This window comes from Stenotrophomonas sp. YJH_SMC_25 (assembly GCF_059369595.1).
This window is the reverse complement of sequence record NZ_JCAFSV010000011.1, coordinates 1-21,577: the sequence shown is the minus strand read 5'-3', so window position 1 is coordinate 21,577 and position 21,577 is coordinate 1. Positions and strand designations below refer to the sequence as shown.

The following is a 21,577-nucleotide window of genomic DNA, read 5'->3' as shown; positions in this document are numbered from 1 at the left end:
GATCTATACGTTAGCTAGACAGGTTAAATGCGTCACGGCGCGTCGTCTAGAATTTCGAGGAATTGATTGCCGCCTTCGAACACGGGGGCTGGTTTCTAGAAAAAAGGGCGGCCAATGGCCGCCCCTCTTTCGTCAATTAATTGACGAAATCAAACCCCAACAGGATTAGCCTTCTCCGGATCAATCTTGTACTGCTTGATCGCCCGGGCCACATCCTTCGCGGTCATCTTCCCTTCCTTCGCCAGCGCCGCAATCGCAGCATGCGCGATGTAGTAGCGGTCAACCTCAAAGAACCGACGCAGGTTCGCACGCGTATCCGAACGACCGAAGCCATCCGTACCCAGCACCGTGTACGACATCGGCACGAACGCACGGATCTGGTCCGCATACGCACGCACGTAGTCGGTGGCGGCAATCGCCGGGCCCTGGCGGCCTTCCAGCAGCTCGGTCACGTAGGCCTTGCGCTGCTCACCTTCCGGATGCAGGCGGTTGGCACGTTCCACGTCGAAACCATCGCGACGCAGTTCGTTGAAGCTCGGGCAACTCCAGATATCGGCGGTCACGCCGAAGTCCTTGTCCAGCAGCTCGGCCGCGGCAATGGCTTCGCGCAGGATGGTGCCCGAGCCAAGCAGCTGCACGCGCAGCTCGCCCTTCTTCGGCTTGCCGGCGTCGGTCAGCAGGTACATGCCCTTGACGATGCCTTCGGCCGCGCCTTCCGGCATTTCCGGGTGGGTGTAGTTCTCGTTCATCAGGGTGACGTAGTAATACTCGTCCACCTGGTCTTCCATCATGCGCTTGGTGCCGTGCTGCAGGATCACCGTCACTTCGAAGCCGAAAGTCGGGTCGTAACTGCGCACGTTCGGGATGCCACCGGCCACCAGATGGCTGAAGCCATCTTCGTGCTGCAGGCCTTCACCGTTCAGCGTGGTGCGGCCGGCGGTGCCACCCAGCAGGAAGCCGCGGGTACGCATGTCGGCGGCCTGCCAGGCGATGTCGCCCACGCGCTGGAAGCCGAACATGCTGTAGTAGATGTAGAACGGCAGCATCGGCACGTTGCTGACCGAGTAGCTGGTACCAGCGGCCATCCACGAGCTGATCGCACCCGGCTCGCTGATGCCCTGCTGCAGCACCTGGCCGCTCTGGTCTTCGCGGTAGAACATCAGCTGGTCGGCGTCGACCGGCTTGTACTTCTGGCCGAACGGCGCGTAGATGCCGATCTGGCGGAACAGGCCTTCCATACCGAAGGTACGGGCTTCGTCGGCCACGATCGGCACGATGTGCGGGCCCAGTTCCTTGTCGCGCAGGGTGATGTTCAGGCTCTGCACGAAGGCCATGGTGGTGGAGTAGCTGCGCTCGCCGCTGCTCTTCAGCAGGCGCTCGTAGGCGTCCAGCTTCGGCGCCACGAAGGTCTTGTCGGCCTTGCGGCGGCGCTGCGGCAGGTAACCGCCCAGCGCGGCACGGCGCTCCTGCAGGTACTGCACTTCCGGCGAATCCGGGCCCGGGTGGTAGAACGGCACCTGACCGTCGGCCAGCTGCGCGTCGGTCACCGGAATGTTGAAGCGGTCGCGGAAGTGGCGCACCGCTTCGTCGTCCAGCTTCTTGGTCTGGTGGGTCGGGTTCAGTGCTTCACCGGCGCTGCCCATGCCGTAACCCTTCACGGTCTTGGCCAGGATGACGGTCGGCATGCCCTTGGTGTTCACGGCCTGGTGGTAGGCGGCGTACACCTTGTGCGGGTCGTGGCCACCACGGTTCAGGCGCCAGATGTCGTCGTCGGAAAGGCCGGCCACCATCGCAGCGGTTTCCGGGTACTTGCCGAAGAAATGCTCGCGGGTATACGCGCCGCCGAAGGCCTTGCAGTTCTGGTATTCGCCGTCGACGGTTTCCATCATCAGCTTCTTCAGGACGCCGTTGGTGTCCTTGGCCAGCAGGGCATCCCAGTAACCGCCCCACAGCAGCTTGATCACGTTCCAGCCGCCGCCACGGAACACGCCTTCCAGTTCCTGGATGATCTTGCCGTTGCCGCGCACCGGACCGTCCAGGCGCTGCAGGTTGCAGTTCACCACGAAGATCAGGTTGTCCAGGCCTTCACGGCCGGCCAGGGCGATGGCACCCAGGGTTTCCGGCTCGTCGCTCTCGCCGTCGCCGATGAAGCACCACACCTTGCGGTCGGACTTCTCGATCAGGCCACGGTTTTCCAGGTAGCGCATGAATTGCGCCTGGTAGATGGCGGCCAGCGGGCCCAGGCCCATCGACACGGTCGGGGTCTGCCAGTAGTCCGGCATCAGCCACGGGTGCGGGTACGAGGACAGGCCACCGCCGTCCACTTCCATGCGGAACTTGTCCAGCTGCTCTTCGCTGATGCGGCCTTCCAGGAAGGAACGCGCGTAGATGCCCGGGGCGCTGTGGCCCTGGATGAACAGCAGGTCGCCCGGGTGGCTTTCGCTCGGGGCGCGCCAGAAGTGGTTGAAGCCCACGTCGTACAGAGTGGCGCCGGAGGCGAACGAGGCGATGTGGCCGCCCAGGTCACCCGGCTTGCGGTTGGCGCGGACCACGGTGGCCATCGCGTTCCAGCGGATGATCGAACGGATGCGCCATTCCAGCTCGGCGTTGCCCGGGCTCTTGGCCTCGAACTGCGGTTCGATGGTGTTGACGTATTCGGTGGTGGGAGAGAACGGCAGGTAGGCGCCCGAACGACGGGTCAGTTCCACCATGCCTTCCAGCAGCTGATGCGCGCGCTCGGAGCCCTCGACATCAATAACGGCCTTCAACGACTCGATCCACTCCTGGGTTTCCACAGGATTCGGGTCGTTGTTCAGCACCTCGTTCAACCAGTTCATTAGCGCTCCCATAACCGCACGCACGCGCGCGACTGTTGTATAGATTTCTAGACCGCAAAGTGTAGCGCACCAAGGGCTTTCGTCACTTGGCTACGCAGGCGTATGGATGCAACCGGCCAGTGTCCGCAAGGGGCTTGCCGGGCCCGCTGAAGGCCCTGCGGCGGGCCTTGGTGGCTGCGCGGGCTGTCGCTTGCGGGCCGCTGCGCCCATGTGCAGGACGCAGTGTTACCGCTGCCGATGACGGTTGTAGGGCAGCGCCATGCCCACCTGTATCGGCTGCGCGTGCCGGCGCTGAACCGGCGACAACGTGTCGCACCTGCCTCTGGATTGGCCCCCACCCTGCCCTCAGGGTAGGCCTCGAGTGTTGGCCTCGCCCGCTTCGGTCCGCCGTCTGGCCCTGCCTCGCTCCCTTCCACAGTGTTGCCCGGGGCGCCTCGCAAGGGGCGCCCCTTTTGCCGTGCGCGGGGCCGGCCGTGGCCCAAAACTGACCCGCTTGTGGCCGGATCGATGATTGTCGGCTTCGATATATCGATATATCGTTTGCACACTCGTTTACCGATATATCGAAATGAGCCGCACCGCTTCTCCCAGAGCCCGTTCCACCCATCCGGAAGTGCCGCGCCGCAACGGCCAGCCGCGGGTGCTCAGCCGCGGCGACCTGCGCCTGCTGGTGCTGGCCCTGATCGGCGAGCAACCCCGCCATGGCTACGAGCTGATGCAGCTGATCAGCAACCAGTTCATGCAGGCCTACACGCCCAGCGCCGGCACCATGTACCCGCTGCTGGCCAGCTTCGAGCAGGCCGGCTGGATCGAGGCCGAGGAAGTGGATGGGAAGCGAATCTTCCGCATCACCGCCGCCGGCGAGTTCGAGCTGAAGGTGCAGCGCACCCAGGTGCGCCTGGCACAGCGGCGTGCCTTCGACCGCGCCCGCGAGATCACCAAGGCCTCGCTGCCGCCTCCGCTGGCCGGTGCCCTGCGCGAGTTCAAGCGGGCGCTGGTGCACCACCACGGCCGCTGGGCAGAGGGCGAAGCGGAAGAAGTAGCGGCGCTGCTGACACGGGCATCCGCGCTGCTCAACGGTACGGCCGGTAACGAGACACCACCGCTTTCAACGACCCAGCCAGACTGAATCCAGCCAGGTCTCCCCTACGCCGCGCGCCCCCGCGCGACACCTTTGCAGGTAACCCCATGACCGAACACAACAACACGCGCCTGCGCCTGGATGTGCGCTTCCGTGAACTGACCGTGCTGCGCACCGAAGAGGTCACCCCGCACATGCGCCGCATCGTGCTGGGTGGCGCCGAGCTGGCCGGTTTCGATTCGCCCGGCGCCGACGACCACATCAAGCTGTTCTTCCCCAACGCCAGCGGCGAGATGGTGCTGCCGGTGGTCACCGCCGAAGGCCGCAGCTATCCGGCCGGCAAGGAGCCCTCGCCGGCTCGCGACTACACCCCGCGCTGGTGGGACCACGAGACCGGCGAGCTGGCCATCGACTTCGTCCTGCACGACCAGGGCATTGCCGGGCCGTGGGCCGAGCAGGCCCAGCCGGGCGACGTGCTGGTGATCGGCGGCCCGCGCGGCTCGTTCGTGGTGGCGGACAGTTACGATGCCTATGTGCTGATCGGCGATGAAACCGCGCTGCCGGCCATCGCCCGCTGGCTGGACGTGCTGCCGGACGGTGCCGAGGTGCAGGCCTTCATCGAAGTGAGCGATGAGGCCGAACGCCAGGACCTGCCGCAGTACGAGAACGTGCGTATCCACTGGCTGGAGCGCAATGGCTTCCCGGCCGCCAGCAGCACGCTGCTGGAAGACATGCTGACCGACTTCGAGGCCCCGGACGGCGACGTCTTCTACTGGATCGCCACCGAATCGCGCCGCGCACGGATGATGCGCAAATTCATCGAAGGCCACCTGGGCGTGCCGCGCGACTGGATCCGCTCGACCGGCTACTGGAAGGCGCACCCGGACGAAACCGACGGCGATTGATCCAAAGACGGTGGGTGCGGACCCTGCTTGGTGGGTGCGGACCGTTGGTCCGCACGCCCTCCGACAGGACGTGCCGGCCGCTGGCCGGCAACCTCATGAACCCTCGGCCCCCGACAGGTAGTGCCGGCCGCTGGCCGGCAACCTCATGAACCTTCGACAGGAACCTGCAATTGCCGGCCAGCGGCCGGCACTACCTCCTGCCGCGTCCACCCGAACCGCTGCGCGGCCCAGATCTCCAGCGCCACCAGCAGCGCGATGACCAGCAGCGGCAGCAACAGCCCGAAGTACACGCCGGGCATCATGCCGTTGATCTGCGCCTTCACCAGCCGCAGCACACCACGGGTGTGCAGCAGCTCATCCACATGCATGGTCAGCGCCTCGCGCACCACCTTGGGCTCCAGGCCCACGGTGCCGGCCTTGTCCACCAGCGTGTCTTCCACCATGCCGCGCAGCAGGCCTTCGCGCACCTTGCCGATCACCCAGCCGGTGCCGCGCGCCAACGGGCCGTTGCCAAGACGATCCAGGCCGGGCAACGGATGTTCGCTGAGGTAGGCCGATGCGATGGTATCGGCCACGTCGCCCACCGTGCCCTGGCTGCGCAATGCCTCGCGCATGCGCGGGTCGTCCAGCGAGTCGGTGAAGCCTTCGCTCCAGCCTTCCACCAAGGTCTGCAGGTGCGGCTGGAAATGATCGAGCTGCTTGAACAGCGCGCGGTGCGCACCGGCGGTGAAGCCCAGCTGCAGCCCGAAGAAGGCGGTGGCCAGCGGCAGCACCACCACGTAGCTGGCCAGCAGCCAGTGATGCCAGCGCTTGCGCCGCTGCAACCAACCCCGGCGGTGCAGCCCGCGCCAGGCGAAGATGCCCAGCACCAGGCCAAGCAACGTGCCGAGCACGCTGCCGCCCACCAGATCGAGCACGCTCAGGCCCGACCAGAATTCGTTCAACCAGTACTGCGCGTCCTGCATGGGTCTTCCTTCCGTGGTTGCGGCTGCGCCTGAAACGCCAGCCAGGTAGAGTCGACTGTTAGTCGACTATCGCGCGCAGCGCGGGGGTTTCCGGCATCGCGCCAAGAGCAGTCGACTCTACCAAACCGAAGACCGCCGCTCCGGAACACGCCAAGCAATGCGACAATCGCGCTCCTTTCCTGCAGCAACGAGGCCCACATGGCCAAACTGACCCTGGCCAGCGTGGATGCGCTGCGTACCCGCTTTGCCGATGACGCCGCCTGCGATGCGGCACTGGCCGCCTTCGCCGACACCGCCGCACTGCGCACGCCGCTGCGTGAGCTGGTGGAGGCACAGCACCGCTACCTGCAGGCCGAATTCGAAGTGGCGCAGGTGGCCGATGTGTTGCGCCGCGACCAGAAGTACGCGCCGGTGGGCCGGCCGTCGGTGCACATCGTGCAACTGCGCAAGCAGCAGGCCGCGACCAAGCAGGCGGCGCTGATCGCACGCCAGGTGGTGGCGCAGGCCGCGCAGACGTTCGTGCGTGTAAGCGGGCTGGCAGTGAAAGCCAAGCAGAGCCCGAGCGAAGCATGCGCGGCATGGTTGGGCGCGTTGCGCTGAGGGATCGTGCGGACCAACGGTCCGCACCCACCAGATGCAGGTTGGCGTCTACCGGGTAGTGCCGGCCGCTGGCCGGCAACCCCATCAGCATCGGGCACCCCGCATGCAGCCGGCCAGCGGCCGGCTCTACCGGCACCCAAAAAGAAGGCCCGCTTTTCAGCGGGCCTTCTGCCTTCTCACGACGAGTGAGCGGGGTGCATCAAGCCGCCGGCTTTTCGCCGGTGGCTTCGGTGGTGATGCGGATCTTCACTTCATCGCTGACGTTCGGGGCATAGGCGCCGACGCCGAAATCGCTGCGCTTCAGGGTGGTGGTGGCATCGAAGCCGGCGGCCGGAACCTTGGCCATCGGGTGCTCGCCGCCGCCGTTCACGGTGACGTCCAGGGTAACCGGCTTGGTGATGCCCTTGATGGTCAGGTCACCGGTGACGGTCAGCTTGTTGGTGCCAGCGGCTTCCACCTTGGTGCTCTTGAAGGTGGCATCGGCGAACTTGGCGGCGTCGAAGAAGTCGGCGCTCTTCAGGTGCTCGTCGAACTTGGCGGTGAAGCTGTTCAGGCCGCTCAGCGGCAGCTTCACTTCCACGGTGGACTTGGTCACGTCTTCGGCGTTGTACACCAGGGTGCCTTCGACGTTGCCGAAGTGCGCGCTCGGGTTGGAGAAGCCGAAGTGGCTCCACTGGGCCAGCACGTCGGTGTGGGTCGGGTCCAGCTTGTAGGTGCCCGAGGCGATCTTGATCGCTTCGGCGGCCGGCGCGGCAGCGGCGGCATCGGCGGCCGGGGTGGCGGCCTGCTCGGTGGTGGCCGGGGCGGCGGCATCGGCAGCCGGGGCAGCGGTGTCGGCCGGCTTGGAGCAGGCGGCGATGGCCAGGGTCAGGGCCAGCGGCAGCAGCAGTTTACGGGTGGCGCTCATCTGAGGAACTCTCCGGATCGTAGGGTGGGTACACGGTGCAGCAAGAGCCTGCCACGGGACAGCAGGCCCGAAACCGATACAACGACTTACGCGATGCGCGCCGCTTCGTCGAACGACAGGCGCGGCAGACGCGGGAACAGGCCCGCCGGGTCACCGTAACCCAGGTTGACCAGGAAATTCGACTTGATCGAAGTGCCGGCGAAGAACGCTTCGTCCACCTTGGCCGGGTCGAAGCCCGACATCGGGCCTGCATCCAGGCCCAGCGCGCGTGCGGCCAGGATCAGGTAGGCGCCCTGCAGGCTGCCGTTGCGGAGGGCGGCTTCGTGGCGGCCTTCCTGCGGGCCGTCGAACCAGGCCTTGGCATCGGTGTGCGGGAACAGGTACGGCAGCTTCTCGTGGAAGTCCAGGTCGAAGCCGATGATGGCGGTGACCGGGGCAGCCATGGTCTTGTCGTGGTTGCCTTCGGACAGGGCCGGGGCCAGCTTGGCCTTGGCTTCCTTCGAGGTGACGAAGACGAAGCGGGCCGGCGTGGTGTTGGCGGCGGTCGGGCCCCACTTCACCAGGTCGTACAGTTCCTGCAGCAGGCTGGCCGGGACCGGCTTGTCGAGGAAGGCGTTCTGGGTGCGGGCAGTACGGAACAGCTGGTCGAGGGCAGCAGCGTCGAGCGCGTGGGACATCGGTGGATCTCCAGGGCGGCTAAGGGAAGTCAGTGCCCGCGGGCGGCGCGGGGCGAAACGACGAGCCGCAGTGTAGAGTGTCGCGACTGTTGCAACACCCAGCAGGGCTGAAACGAATTAATGCCAATGGTGAAACGATCGAGCGCGCCATGGACGGTCACTGACGGCCGTGCGGGCAATGTCCGCCAAGCGGTCGCGCTGGCCTCGGCGCTGCGCCAGGGCACCCACCGACCGCTGGTCCTGCAGCCCCGCGCACCCTGGCGCTGGCTGTCGCCGCGGCGCCTGCCGGGTGATGTGAACGGCTATGGCGAGGCTTTCGCGTCACTGGCCGCCGAGGCCCCGGCGCTGGCGATCGGCTGTGGCCGCCAGGCCGCCGGCGCACTGCGCGTCCTGCGGGCACGTGGCAGCCAGGTGGTGCAGATCCTCGACCCGCGCATCGGCGCACGCCACTGGGATGTGGTGGTGGTGCCCGAACACGATGCCCTGCGTGGCAGCAACGTGCTGACCCTGCTCGGCAGCCTCAACCCGGTGGACGACGACTGGCTGGCCTGGGGCCGCGCCGCGTTCGCCGGCTTCAGTACCTTGCCCGGCCCGCGCACCGCGTTGCTTGTCGGTGGACCGACGCCGCTGGCGCCGTGGGATGAAACGGCGATGGTGGGCGTGTTCCAGGCGCTGGCCGGGCAGATCCGCAGCGAAGGCGGCAGCCTGCTGGCGACCACCTCGCGGCGCACGCCACCGGCGTTGGCCGAGATCCTGCGCGCGACGTTCGCCGACCTGCCGCATGTGATCTGGGGCGACGGCGGCGATGGTACGAATCCTTATGGCGGCCTGCTCGGCTGGGCCAACCGCGTGGTGGTCTCGCCCGATTCGGTGAACCTGCTGTCTGAAGCCTGCGCCACGCGCATGCCGGTGATGGTGGCGCTGGCCGATACCGCGCAGGGCCGGCTGGCGCGCTTCCAGCAGCAGCTGCGCGAGCGCGGGCGGCTGCAGGCGCATTGGCTGGACTGGCAGTACGACCGCATCGAACCACTGCGCGAGACCGCGCGGGTGGCCGCGGAAGTGAAACAGCGTCTGGCATTGGGGTAGTGCCGGCCGCTGGCCGGCAATGCTCTACGCGCTACCGAAGATCCTGACGTTGCCGGCCAGCGGCCGGCACTACCGGGTGCGCAGCGTTTTCTGAACATTTCGATCCGACTGTGCGGTTAGAGTCCAGCGTCCCCCATCACGCTGAACGTCTTCATGCGCACCCTGCTTCTGCTGCCCCTGGCCCTGCTCGCCGCCTGCTCCACCACGCCCACCGAGCTGGATCCGATCTCGTATCAATGCCAGCAGCAGCTGGACGCGTACCGCGAACAACCGGCGCTGCGCGATCCGAAGACTGGCCAGCGCCCGCCGCTGCCGGTGGCCCCGATCAGCGACGCCTGCGACAAGGAACTCCAGCGCAAGGGCCTGGACCGCCCGCTGCGCTGACCGGCGTATGATCGGCGCGCGGGCCTGCCCGCCGTTGAAGGTACCGACATGGATCGTTTTTCCCGCCTGCCCCGCGCCGCGCTGCTGATCGCCAGCCTGTTGGCAACTGCACCGGCCTGGGCCAACAGCACCGAATGCCGCGAGCGCTACCCGAGCGTGGCCGCGCAGGCGGCGATGCTGGACGTGGCCTGGACCACCGCCGAGCGTCTCGATGCGCTGCCCGATGTGGACGTGGTGGTCGCCGCGCGCGGTGGCCAGGACCTCAGCCGATACGGCCTGCGCCACAGCCACCTGGCCTTCCTGCTGCGCGAGGACGACGGCCGCTGGCGCGCGATGCACCTGCTCAACCGCTGCAAGACCGACAGCTCGCAGCTGTACCACGAAGGCCTCGGCAACTTCGTCGGCGAGAGCGGCGGCCATACCGACCTGCGCATCGGCGTGCCGTCGGCGCCGCTGCGTGCTGCATTGAAGGCGATGCTGGTGTCGCCGTCGATCCAGCCCAAGGCGCTGCACGAGACCAGGTACAACGTGGTCGCCTACCCGTTCGCCACCGACTACCAGAACTCCAACCAGTGGGTACTGGAAGTGCTGACCGCGGCGATGGCACAGATCGAAGGCGCGCCGGCCATCGTCAAGCGCGAACAGGCCCAGCAATGGCTGCGCCAGCAGAAGTACCAGCCCAGCGTGCTGCATATCGGCCTGGGCAAGCGCGTGGGTGCACGCCTGTTCATTGCAAACGCCACCACCACCGACCACCCCGCCGGCGAACGCATTTCCGGCAACTATTCGGTGGTGACGGTGGAATCGGTATTCGACTTCCTGCACCAGCGCAGCCAGCTGCAGCAGGAACTGGTGATCCCCCATGTGCCGGTGGCCGGTGCTGCTGCCGCCACGCCCTGAATCCCGCGAGGAGAACGACATGCGTCCGCTGCCTGTTTCCCTGATGTCGATGGTGATCATTGCCGGCCTGCTCGGCGCGAACACCGCCCATGCCGAACGCCGCATCATCATCCTGCAGGACCCGGGTCCGCAGGGGCCGAGCCTGGAAATGTCCGCGCCCCTGGTGGCTTCGGCGCGCGCCGCCGCTGCCAAGGAAGCCCGGGATGCCGGGCTGCCGCCCGGCCACGGCGCATCGGTGAAGCTGCCGCAGATGCAGGTGAGCGCCATCGCCACCACCGTCGACGGCCGCCGCGAAGTACTGCTGCGTGATGCCAACAACCCGCAGAACACCGCGTCGATGCAGTGGCCGAAGCGCCCCGGCGATCCCGCCGTGCAGTTCACCGTGGGCCAGACCGTGAACTTCGAGCCGACCGGCACCGACCAGGGCTGGCAGGTGAAGGACAACCAGGGCCGCCCGCTGGAATACCTGCCCGAGGCCACCGGCCCGCGCGACATCTTCGATACCCGGCGCTGAGCCGCCGCCCCCACGTTGACCAGGAGGTCTCCATGTTCCGTTGCCTGCGCATTCCCGCGTCCGCCCTGCTGCTCTCGGTGCTGCTGGTGCCCACTGTCCATGCTGGCGCCGCGCCGCAGTTGAACAGCAGCGAGGCCAGCGTGATCGTGACGTCGTTCGTGGTGCTGTCGTTGCCACTGGCGGCCTCGATGGGCTTGTCCGAACTGTCCAAGGCGCCGTTCAAGGCCAGCGAACGCAACGGCCGGGCCACGCGCACCAAGGCAGTGCCGCTGCCGCCGATGGAGGTGAAGAAGGTGGAGACCACGCCGGAGGGCGAGCGCCAGGTACAGCTGCAGGTGCCGGACAAGGCCGACCAGACCGCCACCCTGCGCTGGCCGGCGCGCGTGCGTGAAGACCAGGCGGCAGGCTTCGTGGTCGGCCAGCAGGTGCACTTCGACCCCACCGAAGCCGGTGCCGGCTGGACCGTGAAAAGCGCGCAGGGCCAGGCACTGGCTTACGTGCCCACCGCCTACGCCGCTGGCGATGTGATGAGCGAAGCGCTGTAAAGCTGAACGACCGGTTTTGGCTTTGACGCGGGCCGGGCGGATAATGGGCGATCCCCTTTGTCCCCCTGGCTCGCCATGTCCGTGCGTCCTGCCCCTCTTTTTGCCCCGCTGACCCCGCGCGCCCTGGTGCTGGCGGTACTGGCGATGGGCGCGGTGGTGCTGCTGTCCAACGTACTGGTGCAGTACCCGATCAACGATTGGCTGACCTGGGGTGCCTTCAGCTATCCGGTCGCGTTCCTGGTCAGCAACCTGATCAACCGCCGCTTCGGCCCGGGCCCGGCGCGCCGCGTGGCGTGGATCGGCTTCCTGGTGGCGGTGGTGTTGTCGGTGTGGGTGGCCACGCCGCGCATCGCCATTGCCTCGTGCTCGGCCTTCATCGTGGCGCAGCTGCTGGACATCACCGTGTTCGACCGCCTGCGTCGTGGCAGCTGGTGGCGCGCACCGATGGTGGCCACCACCTGCAGTGCAACGGTGGATACCACCATTTTCTGGTCGATCGCGTTTGCCGGTTCCGCCCTGCCGTGGGTGAGCTGGGCAGCGGGCGACCTGGCGGTGAAGCTGGCGATCGGCGTCTGCCTGCTGGCCCCGTTCCGCGCGTTGTTGTGGAAGATGGCGCCGCTGCGGGCCACCAGCTGACCGCACATGCTCTGGTGGGTGCCGACCTTGGTTGGCACGCTCCACCGGAGTTCATTACCGCTGGCGGATTGTGCCGACCAACGGTCGGCACCTACCAGGAGCGGGCATCGCAGGGCCATTGATTCGGTGGGTGCCGACCGTTGGTCGGCACGCCCTGCAGAACTCATCGCTGCCGACAGATTGTGCCGACCAACGGTCGGCACCTGCCAGGAGCGGGCATCGCAGGGCCATTGATTCGGTGGGTGCCGACCGTTGGTCGGCACGCCCTGCAGAACTCATCGCTGCCGACAGATTGTGCCGACCAACGGTCGGCACCTACCAGAAGCAGGCATCGCAGGGCCATTGATCCGGTGGGTGCCGACCGTTGGTCGGCACGCCCTGCAGAACTCATCGCTGCCGACAGATTGTGCCGACCAACGGTCGGCACCTACCAGAAGCGGGCCATCTCAGGGCCATTGATCCGGTGGGTGCCGACCAACGGTCCGCACCCACCCAAAGTGGTTGCAGCATTTGCCCCCGCTCAGGCGAACGGCAGCTCCGCGGCTCTGCACGCTGCCGTAATCGCGGCACACGCGTCGTCAATCGCGGGCGTGGTCGGGGCCAGCCGCGGGCGCCGATCCAGCGTACAGGCCAGGCCAACGTCCAGCAGCGTGGCATGTGCTCCATGCAACGCCTGCGCCGTGTCTTCCGGCAGGAAGCCAACACCAGCCAACGCATCGATCAACGACGGCGTATCGCGTGGCTGCAGCAGCGCCGCATGCTGCGCACTGCGCGCCAGCACGCCGGTCTGCAGCAGGAACTCCAGGTCCACTACGCCGCCAGCACCCTGCTTCAGGTCCAGCCGTGCGGCATCGCTGCGGTCCAGTTCGGTGCGCATGCGGCCGCGCATCTTCAGCACGTCGGCATACAGCACACCCATGTCGCGCTCGCGCCCCAGCGTCTGTGCACGCACCCGTTCGAAATCGGCCAGCAGGCTGGCATCGCCGGCCACGCCACGCGCGCGCACCAGGGCCTGGTGTTCCCAGGTCCATGCGCGTTCGCGCTGGTATTCGGTGTAGCTGGCCAGCGAAGACACCAGCGAACCCTTGCCACCGTCCGGGCGCAGGCGCACGTCGATGTCGTACAGGCGCCCGGCAGCCGTGACTGCACCGAGCAGCGCCATCACCTTCTGCGCCAGGCGCGCATACCAGCGGCCCGGCTCCAGCGGCCGCGCACCATCGCTGGCATCCACGCCGGCCGGGTTGTCGTGCAGGAACACCAGATCCAGGTCGGAACCGAAACCCAGCTCCAGGCCGCCCAGGCTGCCGTAGCCGATGATCGCGAAGCGCCCACCGGGAATCTCGCCATGTGCGGCGCGCATGTCCGCTTCGGCCATCGCCAGCACGGTGATCACCACCGCCTGCGCCAGCTCGGCCAGTTGCCGGGTGCTGTCCACCGCACCCTGGCGCCCGTCCAGCGTGGCCATCGCCATGCGGAAGCTCAGCGCCAGCCGCGTCTCGTTGAGCCAGCGCAGCGCGGATTCGGGATCCTCCACCGCCAGCACCTGCTGGCACTCGGCCAGCATCCCAGCGGCATCCGGCATCGGCCCGGACACGCGCACGTCCAGCAGTTCGTCCAACAGCAATGGATACGCCGCCAGGCGTTCGGCCAGCAGTGCGCTGCGCGCCAGCACGTCCACCAGCCGCGCCAACGCGCTGGGCTGCTCGTCCAGCAGCGCGAGATAGCTGGTCCGGCGCAGCACCGCCTGCAGCAGGCCAAGCACACGCTTGAGCGCGGCGTCGGGTTGTGGCGAGCGCGTGGCCGCATGCAGCAGTGCCGGCAGCACGCGATCCAGCCGCGCACGCGCCGCATCGGACAAGGACTTCACGCCGGTGCCCTGGGCGAAATCGCGCAGCGACTGGTCAGCGCCGTTGGCATCGAGGAACCCGGCTTCAACCAGCAGTGGTGCGTTGCTGCCTTCGGGCAGGCTGCGCCAGTAGTTGGCCAGCGCGTCGGGCGCGGCCTGGCCCTTGCGCGGCGCCAGCAGCGCGGCGAATTCAGTACTGACCCGCTGCTGCTGTTCGGCCAACGCCGCGCGCAGCACGTTCCAGTCCGCATAGCCGAGGCCGACGGCAATGCGTTCGCGGTCCAGCGCGTCGCTGGGCAGTACGTGGGTCTGCGCGTCGCGCAGCATCTGCAGGCGGTTCTCCAGCCGGCGCAGGAACAGGTAAGCCTCGCGCAGTGCGGCGCCATCCTCGGGCGCGATCTGTCCGGCGGCGACCAGTGCATCCAGCGCCACCAGCAGGCGACGCTCGCGCAGTGCCGGTTCACGGCCACCGCGGATCAGCTGCAACGCCTGGCACAGGAATTCGATTTCGCGGATGCCACCGGCGCCACGCTTGATGTCCTCGTGCAACTCGCGGCGCGCGACCTCGGCGGTGATCGCCGCCTTCATTTCGCGCAGGCCATCGAGCGCGGTGAAATCGAGGTAGCGGCGGTACACGAACGGGCGCAGGGTCTGCAGCCACGCTTCACCGGCGGCGATATCGCCGGCCACCGCGCGCGCCTTCAGCCACGCGTAGCGTTCCCAGTCGCGGCCCTCGCGCTGGAAATACTGGTCCATCGCCGCGAACGACAGCGCGACGCGGCCGGCGCTGCCGAACGGGCGCAGGCGCAGGTCGACACGGTGGCTGAAGCCATCGACGGTGGTTTCGTCCAGCAGCTTGGCCAGGCGCTGGCCGAGGCGGGCGAAATACTCTTCGGCGGCCAGCGCGCGCGGGCCATCGGATTCGCCGCCGTGCGGATAGGCGTAGACCAGATCGATATCGGAACTGAAGTTGAGCTCGCCGCCGCCCAGCTTGCCGAGGCCGAACACGACCAGCTGCTGCGGCGTGCCTTGGTCATCGGCGATGACCCCATGGCGCTGGGCGAATTCCTGCTGCAGGGCCTCCAGCGCAAGCCGCAGGCAGTCTTCGGCCAGGGTGGTGGCGCCGGCCAGGGTCTGCGCCACGTCGTCCAGCCCGGCAAGGTCGCGCCAGATCAGCCGTGTGGACATCGCCGCACGCCAGCGCCGCAGCTGTGCCGGCCAGTCGCTGGGCTGCAGCGGGTCGAGCACCGGCGCCGGGATCGGCGGGCAGCCGGGCGCGGCCAGCTGCGCCAGCAGCGCGGGTTGACGCACCAGGGTGTCCAGCGCGAAGTCGCTGGCCACCGCCAGCCGGGTCAGCAACGGCAGCAGGTCGGCCGGGATGGGCTCGGGCAGGACCTGGGCCAGACGCGCCAGGGCGCGGTCGACAAGGGGCTGCAGGGAGGCGGGCAGGTCAGCGGTGGCGAGCGTCATGGGCTGATTGTATCGACCCGGCCGGGACGCAACGGACCCGGTAGTGCCGGCCGCTGGCCGGCAACCCCGGTAACCTTCGGCAGCATCATCGGATCTGCCGGCCAGCGGCCGGCACTACCAAGTCAACGGATCTGCCGGCCAGTGGCCGGCACTACCGACAATGGAGGCCGCGTATTCATACTGGGCGACAGGCAATAAAAAAGCCCGCTTGCAGCGAACTGCCAGCGGGCTCTGCTCCCTCCCCCACGTCGGGATGCAGGGCCATCGTGCGGGCTGCGAAAGCACTTTGCACGCTGCACTGCAAAACAAAACCGACGGGTTTGGGTGACCCCTGCGGGGAAAAGCCATTCCACGAAGGTAGAACCCCCCGTACGGATGAGGATGGCCGATAATCGGAATTCCCCCCAGCAACACGTGTCGTCATGTCTGTTGATCGCATCGCCAACGCGCGTCTCCGTGACCGCGTGGTCTCCGCAGAGGCCGCAGCCGCGCTGATCCAGCCCGGTGAAACCGTGGCCATGAGCGGCTTTACCGGCTCCGGGTATCCCAAGGCCGTTCCCGTCGAACTGGCCCGCCGCATTGAAGCGGTGCATGCCCAGGGCAACCCTTTCCAGATCAAGCTGATGACCGGCGCCTCCACCGCGCCGGAACTCGATGGCGCGCTGGCCAAGGCCGATGGCATCGCCATGCGCATGCCGTTCCAGAGCGACCCGGATGCGCGCAACCGCATCAACGAGGGCAAGCTGGACTACATCGACATCCACCTCAGCCACGTTGCCCAGCACGTGTGGTTCGGCTTCTACGGCGAGATCGATACCGCCGTGATCGAAGTCTCGGCCATCCGCGAGGATGGCTCGCTGGTGCCCTCCACCTCGGTCGGCAACAACAAGACCTGGCTGGACCTGGCGAAGAAGGTGATCGTCGAGGTCAACGAATGGCAGCCGGCCGGCGTCGACGGCATGCATGACATCTACTACGGCACCGCGCTGCCGCCGCACCGCAAGCCGATTCCGCTGGTGAACGCCAACGACCGCATCGGCGACACCGCGCTGCGCTGCGACCCGGACAAGATCGTGGCCGTGGTGCGTACCAACGGCCCGGACCGCAACAGCCCGTTCAGCCCGATCGATGCGACCAGCGAACAGATCGCCTCGCACCTCATCGAGTTCCTCAAGCATGAGGTGAAGAAGGGCCGCCTGCCGCCGAACCTGCTGCCGCTGCAGTCGGGCGTGGGCAACATTCCCAACGCGGTGCTGGCCGGCCTGGCCAAGAGCGGTTTCCGCGACCTGGCCGCGTTCACCGAAGTGATCCAGGACGGCATGCTCGACCTGCTGCGCGACGGCGTGCTGAGCTACGCTTCGTGCACCGGCTTCGCGCTGAGCCCGCAGGCCAACGAGACGTTCAAGGAGAACATCGATTTCTACCGCGAGCGCATCATCATGCGCACGCAGGAAATCTCCAACCATCCGGAACTGGTGCGCCGCCTGGGCTGCATCGGCATGAACGGCATGATCGAGGTGGACATCTACGGCAACGTCAATTCGACGCACGTGATGGGCACGCGGATCATGAACGGCATCGGGGGTTCCGGTGACTTCGCCCGCAACGGTTTCCTGTCGGCGTTCCTGAGCCCGTCCACCGCGAAGAACGGCACCATTTCGGCGATCGTGCCGATGGCCAGCCATGTCGACCACACCGAGCACGACGTGTCGGTGATCGTCACCGAACAGGGCCTGGCCGACCTGCGTGGCCTGACCCCGCGCAAGCGCGCGCAGGTGCTGATCGACAACTGCGCGCATCCGGATTTCCGTCCGCAGCTGCAGGATTACTTCGACCGCGCCAGCCGCGAGAGCTACGGCAAGCACACCCCGCACCTGCTGCCGGAAGCGCTGTCGTGGCACCAGCGTTGGCTGGATACCGGAACGATGAAGGGCTGATTGCGTTGGGGGTCAGAGCCCTTTTCTGCCGAAAAGGGATCTGACCCCGATCATGCGCAACGTCGGGGTCGGATCCCTTTCCACAGGAAAGGGCTCTGACCCCAGCTACGGACGTCGGGTAGTGCCGGCCGCTGGCCGGCTTCCCCAACAGCCGGCCAGCGGCCGGCTCTACCTTCACGCGATGCGCAGGCTTGCCAGCGATTCCGCCTGCAGCCGCTCGTAGATCTCGAACTCGTCATGCACCGCCACGCCCAGCGCCTGCTCGAAGGCCTCGCGGTTGGCATGTGCGGCATAAGCGCGCTGTTCTTCACCACCCAGGTTCGACTGGAAGATGCCCGCGGCACTGACCGGCAGGAAATCCTCATAGACGATCGGGTCGGCCGTGGCCAGGCCGGCGGCCACCAGCACTTCAGCCGGCAGATCCGCCACGCGCTCGGGCGCGGCACGGCCGGCGTCGGTCAGCTGGTAACGGTAGTAGCCCAGTCCTTCCTGGCGCAGCGTGTCATGGTCATCCGGGAAGCTGGCGAACACCGCCTGCAGGCGCTGGCCGTAGTCGCCACCGGTACTGCCTTCGCCACCGGCATCGCGTGCCTGCGACAGCAGCTGGTCGTACAGCGCGCGGCCCTTCGGGGTGAGCGCAAGGCCGCGCTGTTCGATCTCGCCGAAGCGCGCGGTATGGGTGCCGGCATCGCCGCCTTCGCCGCCCGGGAAATGCACGGCCTCTTCCAGTGCCTTGAAGCTGGTCTGGCGCAGCAGGATCGGGCAGGCGCGGCGCGGCGGGCCCTCGATCACCGCCTTGGCCGCCATGCCGTGTTCGATCATCGCCACCTGCGCAGCGTCGATGTCCAGCGTGCGCGGGGTCAGGTGATTGATGTGCGGGCCACGGAAACTGACCACGTCGGCCACCAGCCGATGCGCGTTGTGCAGCGCGTGGTAGGTCGGCAGGTCGACCGTGGCATCGCCGTGCCAGCGGAAGGTTTCCAGTGCTTCCTCGACGAAGCGCTCGGCATCGGCCTGCGCCAGGCCACCGTAACGCTCGGCCTGGTCGATCAGCGCCAGCGCGCCCTCGGTGAAGATGCGGCGGCGCGCAAGGATTTTCGCCGATTCGGCACGCAGCGCTTCGTCTTCGATCAGCTCCAGGCGCAGCAGCGAGGTGAACACGCGGAACGGATTCTGCGCCAGCGCGGCGCCGGTGAGCGGGCGGAACGCGGTGGAATGCACCGGCACGCCCGCGACCGACAGGTCGTAGTAGCCGACCGGGTACATGCCCATCACGGCGAACAGGCGGCGCAGCGTCGCCAGTTCCTGCACGGTGCCGACGCGGATCGCGCCATGGCGCTCTTCGTCCAGGCGTGCACGCTCGTCGTTGCGCTGCAGCTGCGCGGCCAACGCCGGGTCCTGGGCAAGCACCTGCGCGTTGATCCGCTCCACCAGTTCCACCAGCGTGCCGTACAGCGGCACTTCGGTGCGGTACATGCGGGACATGGCCTGTGCGAACAGGCGGCGGATCACATCAGGCGAAACCAAAGAGGCGCTCATCAGTCACTCGATTACGGGAACGGGGGAACAGCTCGGACCCGTATTGTCGCCGGAGCGCGCGGTGGCGGCGATATGCAGAGCAACATGAAACAAACCGGTAGTGCCGGCCGCTGGCCGGCAATCTCCGGATGCCTGGAAGGGTGCAATTGCCGGCCAGCGGCCGGCACTACCGCTTGAGCTGGCGCTTCAGGGTGGCATCCAGGGTGATCGGCCGGTCCCAGTGCTGGTAACTGGCCACGATGGCGTGGCGCACGGCACGGTAATGCAGGTTGTCCGGCCTGGTGGGCATCCGCTTCACCACCGCTTCCCAGCCGCCGTCCGGGTCCTGGCTGAAGGCGCGCACGCTGTCGCGGCAGGTCTGGCCGCTGGCCTTGGCCCAGAAGCAGGCGAAGTAGATGTCCCCGGCCTGCCAGCCATGGGTGGTGAACAGCGCGCTGATGTAGCCACGGGGCACGTCGGCATAGCGCGATACCTCATCGAGAAAGGCATCCGGGTAGCGTTCGGCGTAATGGTTGATGTCCTGCAGCTGGGCATCAACCCAGCTGTCGCCGGTTGCCACCTCATACGCAGCCGAACGCTCGGCGGTCTGCTGGGCCAGCACGGTGGCCGGCGCCAGCAGCAAGGACAACAGCAACACGCGCAGTCGGTAATTCATGCCCCGATTCTGCCGCAGCCGCCGGGCCCTGTCAGGCCGCCGCAGCGGCCTTGGCTTCGATCGCCGCCAGTGCGGCCGGCCAGTCGTGGGCGGTATCGGCGGTGACCATGCGCGGTTCATCATCGGCCACGCCGTGCTGGGTCTCGTGGGCCCAGGTCACTGCGTACGGGGTATGCACGCCCCAGCCACCCAGGGTAACCACCGGCTCGATGTCCGAACGCAGCGAGTTGCCGACCATCACGAAGCGCTGCATCGGCAGATCGAATTCGGCCAGCACGCGGGCGTAGGTTTCCGGGTCCTTCTCCGAGACGATCTCGATGCGCGGGAACAGCTCGCCCAGGTTGGCGACCTTGATCTTCGCTTCCTGGTGGAACAGGTCGCCCTTGGTGATCAGCACCACCGGGTAGTGCTCGGCGATGGCCGCCACCGCTTCGCGCACACCGTCGATCAGTTCGACCGGGTGGCGCAGGGTGTCGTGGCCGATATCCAGGATGCGCTGGATGTCCTTCGCTTCGATGCGCTGCCCGGTGATGTCGATGGCCGCTTCGATCATCGACAGCGTCATGCTCTTCACGCCGTAGCCGAAGGTGCCCAGGTGGCGCTGCTGCACTTCCAGCAGGTGGCGCGCAGTCTGGGTGTCGTGCACGTCGACGTAGCGCGACAGCAGGTCAAGGTAGTCCTGCTCGGCCTTGCGGTAGTAGTCCTCGCTCTTCCACAGCGTATCGTCACCGTCAAAACCGACCAGGCCAATGGCGCGCGACGGCGCAGGCGTGGAGGTGTTCATCGCGCAAGGATACAGGGGCCGTGGTGACGAAAAAAACCCGGGCGGCCGAAGCCGCCCGGGTTCCCATACGCCCCGATACAGGTCTTACCTGCCCTGCGCACCCTGCGCTGCGCCGCCGGCGCCGGCCTGCTGGGCGGCCACATAGGCCTTGTACTCATCGGCGCTCAGCTCGCCGTCCTTGTTGGTATCAGCCTGGTCGAACACCTGGGCCAGGCCCGCGTTCACCTGCGCCTCGGTCTTGCTGATGGTGCCGTTGCCATCGGTATCGATGCTGGCCCAGGTCTGGCCACCGCCGTTGGCCTGCGCCGATGCGGCTGCGGCCGCGTTGGTTGCCTGGTCGGCGGCCTGGCCGGCCTGTGCAGCCGCCTGCTGGGCCTGTGCGGCCTCGTTCTGCGCATGCGCCGCCTGCTGCTTGGCCGACTGGGCCATCGCCGGAATGGCCAGCACGCTGCCAGCGGCGACGATCAGGGCGATCAGGGGCTTGCGGTTGCGAATAGTCATCAGGGGTGTCTCCTGCCAATTGGGTGGTGTTGCGCGGCGTGTTGTCTCCGCACGGCACCTACCCTGCCACTCCGTTTCTGAATCGATTTTGCCCCGCGACCGGCGTCAACACGCACCATTAACCACTCGCCCCCGCGCATGCATTAGCGCGGTGGTTAGCAGCAAGTGAGCAGCTCATAAGATGCGCATTCAGCGCTGCCGGATTTAACCGGCAACCAACGAAAAACCTGCGTCAGTCGACGGTTTTTTCCGATGACCGCGAACTGAACAACACCCAGCCGAGCGCAACACCGGCGAGCGCACCGGCGATTTCCAGCACCACGCGGCTGCCGAGTTCGTTCGGATCGTGGATGGTTGCCAGGAACAGGCGCGCGTACAGCGGCGACTCCAGCCGCACGATGCCCATGTAGAACAGCTTCCATGCATCGATGCCGGCGGAGATGATCACGGCGATGACACTGGACCACCCGATCGCGTGACCCGCGGTCCAGTGCAGGAGCCGGCACAGCTGCGACCACAGGAAGTACACCAGCAGCCCGACCAGCAGGGCGATGGCGCCGGCTTCCAGGGTACCGAGCAGGCCGAAGTGCAGGGGAAGGTTCATCGGGTGGGCAGGGATGAAGAGGCGGCCAGTGTAAGGGATCTGCCCCGGACCCAATCCGGTAGCCCCAGTAGCAACTGTCTTGTCAGGGGCAGCCGAGGGCCACCTCGGCGTCTCGCTTACGGGCGTTGAGGATCACCAGCATTTTGCGCATGACCGCCACGAGCGCCACCTTGCTCGCTTTGCCCTTGGCCTTCAGGCCAGCGT

Annotated in this window: 20 protein-coding genes and 1 pseudogene; 10 read left to right on the top strand and 11 right to left on the bottom strand. The window is 67.2% G+C overall.

Features of this window, described 5'->3' with window-relative positions; translation table 11 throughout:
• Nucleotides 1–149: 149 nt before the first annotated feature.
• Nucleotides 150–2,837: a pyruvate dehydrogenase (acetyl-transferring), homodimeric type gene (gene aceE / locus AC5P7E_RS15430; RefSeq protein WP_099524514.1), complete on the bottom strand. Its 2,688-nt coding sequence runs from the start codon at nt 2,835–2,837 to the stop codon at nt 150–152.
• A gap of 568 nt (nt 2,838–3,405) precedes the next feature.
• On the opposite strand from aceE, the gene AC5P7E_RS15425 reads away from it, so the two are divergent.
• On the top strand, nt 3,406–3,966 hold the full coding sequence (locus AC5P7E_RS15425; protein WP_005412063.1) for a PadR family transcriptional regulator: 561 nt from the start codon (nt 3,406–3,408) through the stop codon (nt 3,964–3,966).
• Nucleotides 3,967–4,025: 59 nt separating this feature from the next.
• On the top strand, nt 4,026–4,823 hold the full coding sequence (locus tag AC5P7E_RS15420) for a siderophore-interacting protein (protein ID WP_111117817.1): 798 nt from the start codon (nt 4,026–4,028) through the stop codon (nt 4,821–4,823).
• Nucleotides 4,824–4,966: 143 nt separating this feature from the next.
• Here AC5P7E_RS15420 and AC5P7E_RS15415 read toward each other — a convergent pair whose 3' ends face one another.
• Nucleotides 4,967–5,788 (bottom strand): hypothetical protein, encoded by an 822-nt coding sequence (locus AC5P7E_RS15415; protein WP_114618927.1) that lies wholly within the window; start codon nt 5,786–5,788, stop codon nt 4,967–4,969.
• A 198-nt stretch (nt 5,789–5,986) separates the two neighbouring features.
• Between AC5P7E_RS15415 and AC5P7E_RS15410 the strand changes: the two genes are divergently transcribed.
• Nucleotides 5,987–6,388: a hypothetical protein gene (locus AC5P7E_RS15410; protein WP_005412059.1), complete on the top strand. Its 402-nt coding sequence runs from the start codon at nt 5,987–5,989 to the stop codon at nt 6,386–6,388.
• Between the two features lie 199 nt (nt 6,389–6,587).
• Here AC5P7E_RS15410 and AC5P7E_RS15405 read toward each other — a convergent pair whose 3' ends face one another.
• Together AC5P7E_RS15405 and AC5P7E_RS15400 are read right to left on the bottom strand one after the other, a co-directional pair.
• Nucleotides 6,588–7,295 (bottom strand): YceI family protein, encoded by a 708-nt coding sequence (locus AC5P7E_RS15405; RefSeq protein ID WP_005407837.1) that lies wholly within the window; start codon nt 7,293–7,295, stop codon nt 6,588–6,590.
• An 86-nt stretch (nt 7,296–7,381) separates the two neighbouring features.
• Entirely contained in the window at nt 7,382–7,972 is a 591-nt protein-coding gene (locus tag AC5P7E_RS15400) for a malonic semialdehyde reductase (RefSeq protein WP_005407836.1), read from the bottom strand.
• A 126-nt stretch (nt 7,973–8,098) separates the two neighbouring features.
• On the opposite strand from AC5P7E_RS15400, the gene AC5P7E_RS15395 reads away from it, so the two are divergent.
• The 6 genes from AC5P7E_RS15395 (at nt 8,099) to AC5P7E_RS15370 (ending at nt 12,037) form a co-directional block, all read left to right on the top strand.
• A complete protein-coding gene (locus AC5P7E_RS15395) occupies nt 8,099–9,058 on the top strand; it encodes a mitochondrial fission ELM1 family protein (protein ID WP_005407835.1) in 960 nt (319 codons plus the stop codon).
• 153 nt (nt 9,059–9,211) lie between these two features.
• Nucleotides 9,212–9,442, top strand: a complete 231-nt coding sequence (locus AC5P7E_RS15390; RefSeq protein WP_005407834.1) for a hypothetical protein — start codon at nt 9,212–9,214, stop codon at nt 9,440–9,442.
• A 48-nt stretch (nt 9,443–9,490) separates the two neighbouring features.
• On the top strand, nt 9,491–10,342 hold the full coding sequence (locus AC5P7E_RS15385; RefSeq protein WP_088428940.1) for a DUF2145 domain-containing protein: 852 nt from the start codon (nt 9,491–9,493) through the stop codon (nt 10,340–10,342).
• 19 nt (nt 10,343–10,361) lie between these two features.
• The gene (locus tag AC5P7E_RS15380) at nt 10,362–10,856 is read left to right on the top strand and encodes a hypothetical protein (protein WP_005407832.1); all 495 of its coding nucleotides are present in this window, start codon (nt 10,362–10,364) and stop codon (nt 10,854–10,856) included.
• Between the two features lie 32 nt (nt 10,857–10,888).
• Nucleotides 10,889–11,401: a hypothetical protein gene (locus AC5P7E_RS15375; RefSeq protein ID WP_114618925.1), complete on the top strand. Its 513-nt coding sequence runs from the start codon at nt 10,889–10,891 to the stop codon at nt 11,399–11,401.
• Between the two features lie 75 nt (nt 11,402–11,476).
• Nucleotides 11,477–12,037 (top strand): queuosine precursor transporter, encoded by a 561-nt coding sequence (locus AC5P7E_RS15370; RefSeq protein WP_005407830.1) that lies wholly within the window; start codon nt 11,477–11,479, stop codon nt 12,035–12,037.
• 520 nt (nt 12,038–12,557) lie between these two features.
• Here the strand turns inward: AC5P7E_RS15370 and glnE are convergent.
• Entirely contained in the window at nt 12,558–15,353 is a 2,796-nt protein-coding gene (gene glnE / locus AC5P7E_RS15365) for a bifunctional [glutamate--ammonia ligase]-adenylyl-L-tyrosine phosphorylase/[glutamate--ammonia-ligase] adenylyltransferase (protein WP_114618924.1), read from the bottom strand.
• 422 nt (nt 15,354–15,775) lie between these two features.
• Between glnE and scpC the strand changes: the two genes are divergently transcribed.
• Nucleotides 15,776–17,290 (top strand): succinyl-CoA:acetate CoA-transferase ScpC, encoded by a 1,515-nt coding sequence (scpC, locus tag AC5P7E_RS15360; protein ID WP_005407828.1) that lies wholly within the window; start codon nt 15,776–15,778, stop codon nt 17,288–17,290.
• A 174-nt stretch (nt 17,291–17,464) separates the two neighbouring features.
• On the opposite strand, the gene hglS is transcribed toward scpC, so the two are convergent.
• The 6 genes and pseudogenes from hglS to AC5P7E_RS15330 all read right to left on the bottom strand — a co-directional run.
• Nucleotides 17,465–18,829, bottom strand: a complete 1,365-nt coding sequence (gene hglS / locus AC5P7E_RS15355; RefSeq protein WP_114618923.1) for a 2-oxoadipate dioxygenase/decarboxylase HglS — start codon at nt 18,827–18,829, stop codon at nt 17,465–17,467.
• Between the two features lie 166 nt (nt 18,830–18,995).
• A complete protein-coding gene (locus AC5P7E_RS15350) occupies nt 18,996–19,484 on the bottom strand; it encodes a hypothetical protein (protein WP_065183823.1) in 489 nt (162 codons plus the stop codon).
• Nucleotides 19,485–19,515: 31 nt separating this feature from the next.
• Nucleotides 19,516–20,268 carry an HAD family hydrolase gene (locus AC5P7E_RS15345; RefSeq protein WP_012478958.1) on the bottom strand — a complete coding sequence of 251 codons (753 nt, stop codon included), beginning with the start codon at nt 20,266–20,268 and terminating at the stop codon, nt 19,516–19,518.
• An 84-nt stretch (nt 20,269–20,352) separates the two neighbouring features.
• On the bottom strand, nt 20,353–20,769 hold the full coding sequence (locus AC5P7E_RS15340) for an EF-hand domain-containing protein (protein ID WP_005407824.1): 417 nt from the start codon (nt 20,767–20,769) through the stop codon (nt 20,353–20,355).
• A 232-nt stretch (nt 20,770–21,001) separates the two neighbouring features.
• Entirely contained in the window at nt 21,002–21,373 is a 372-nt protein-coding gene (locus tag AC5P7E_RS15335) for a hypothetical protein (protein WP_049397777.1), read from the bottom strand.
• An 82-nt stretch (nt 21,374–21,455) separates the two neighbouring features.
• Nucleotides 21,456–21,577, bottom strand: a pseudogene (locus AC5P7E_RS15330) (IS110 family transposase); the annotation flags it as partial.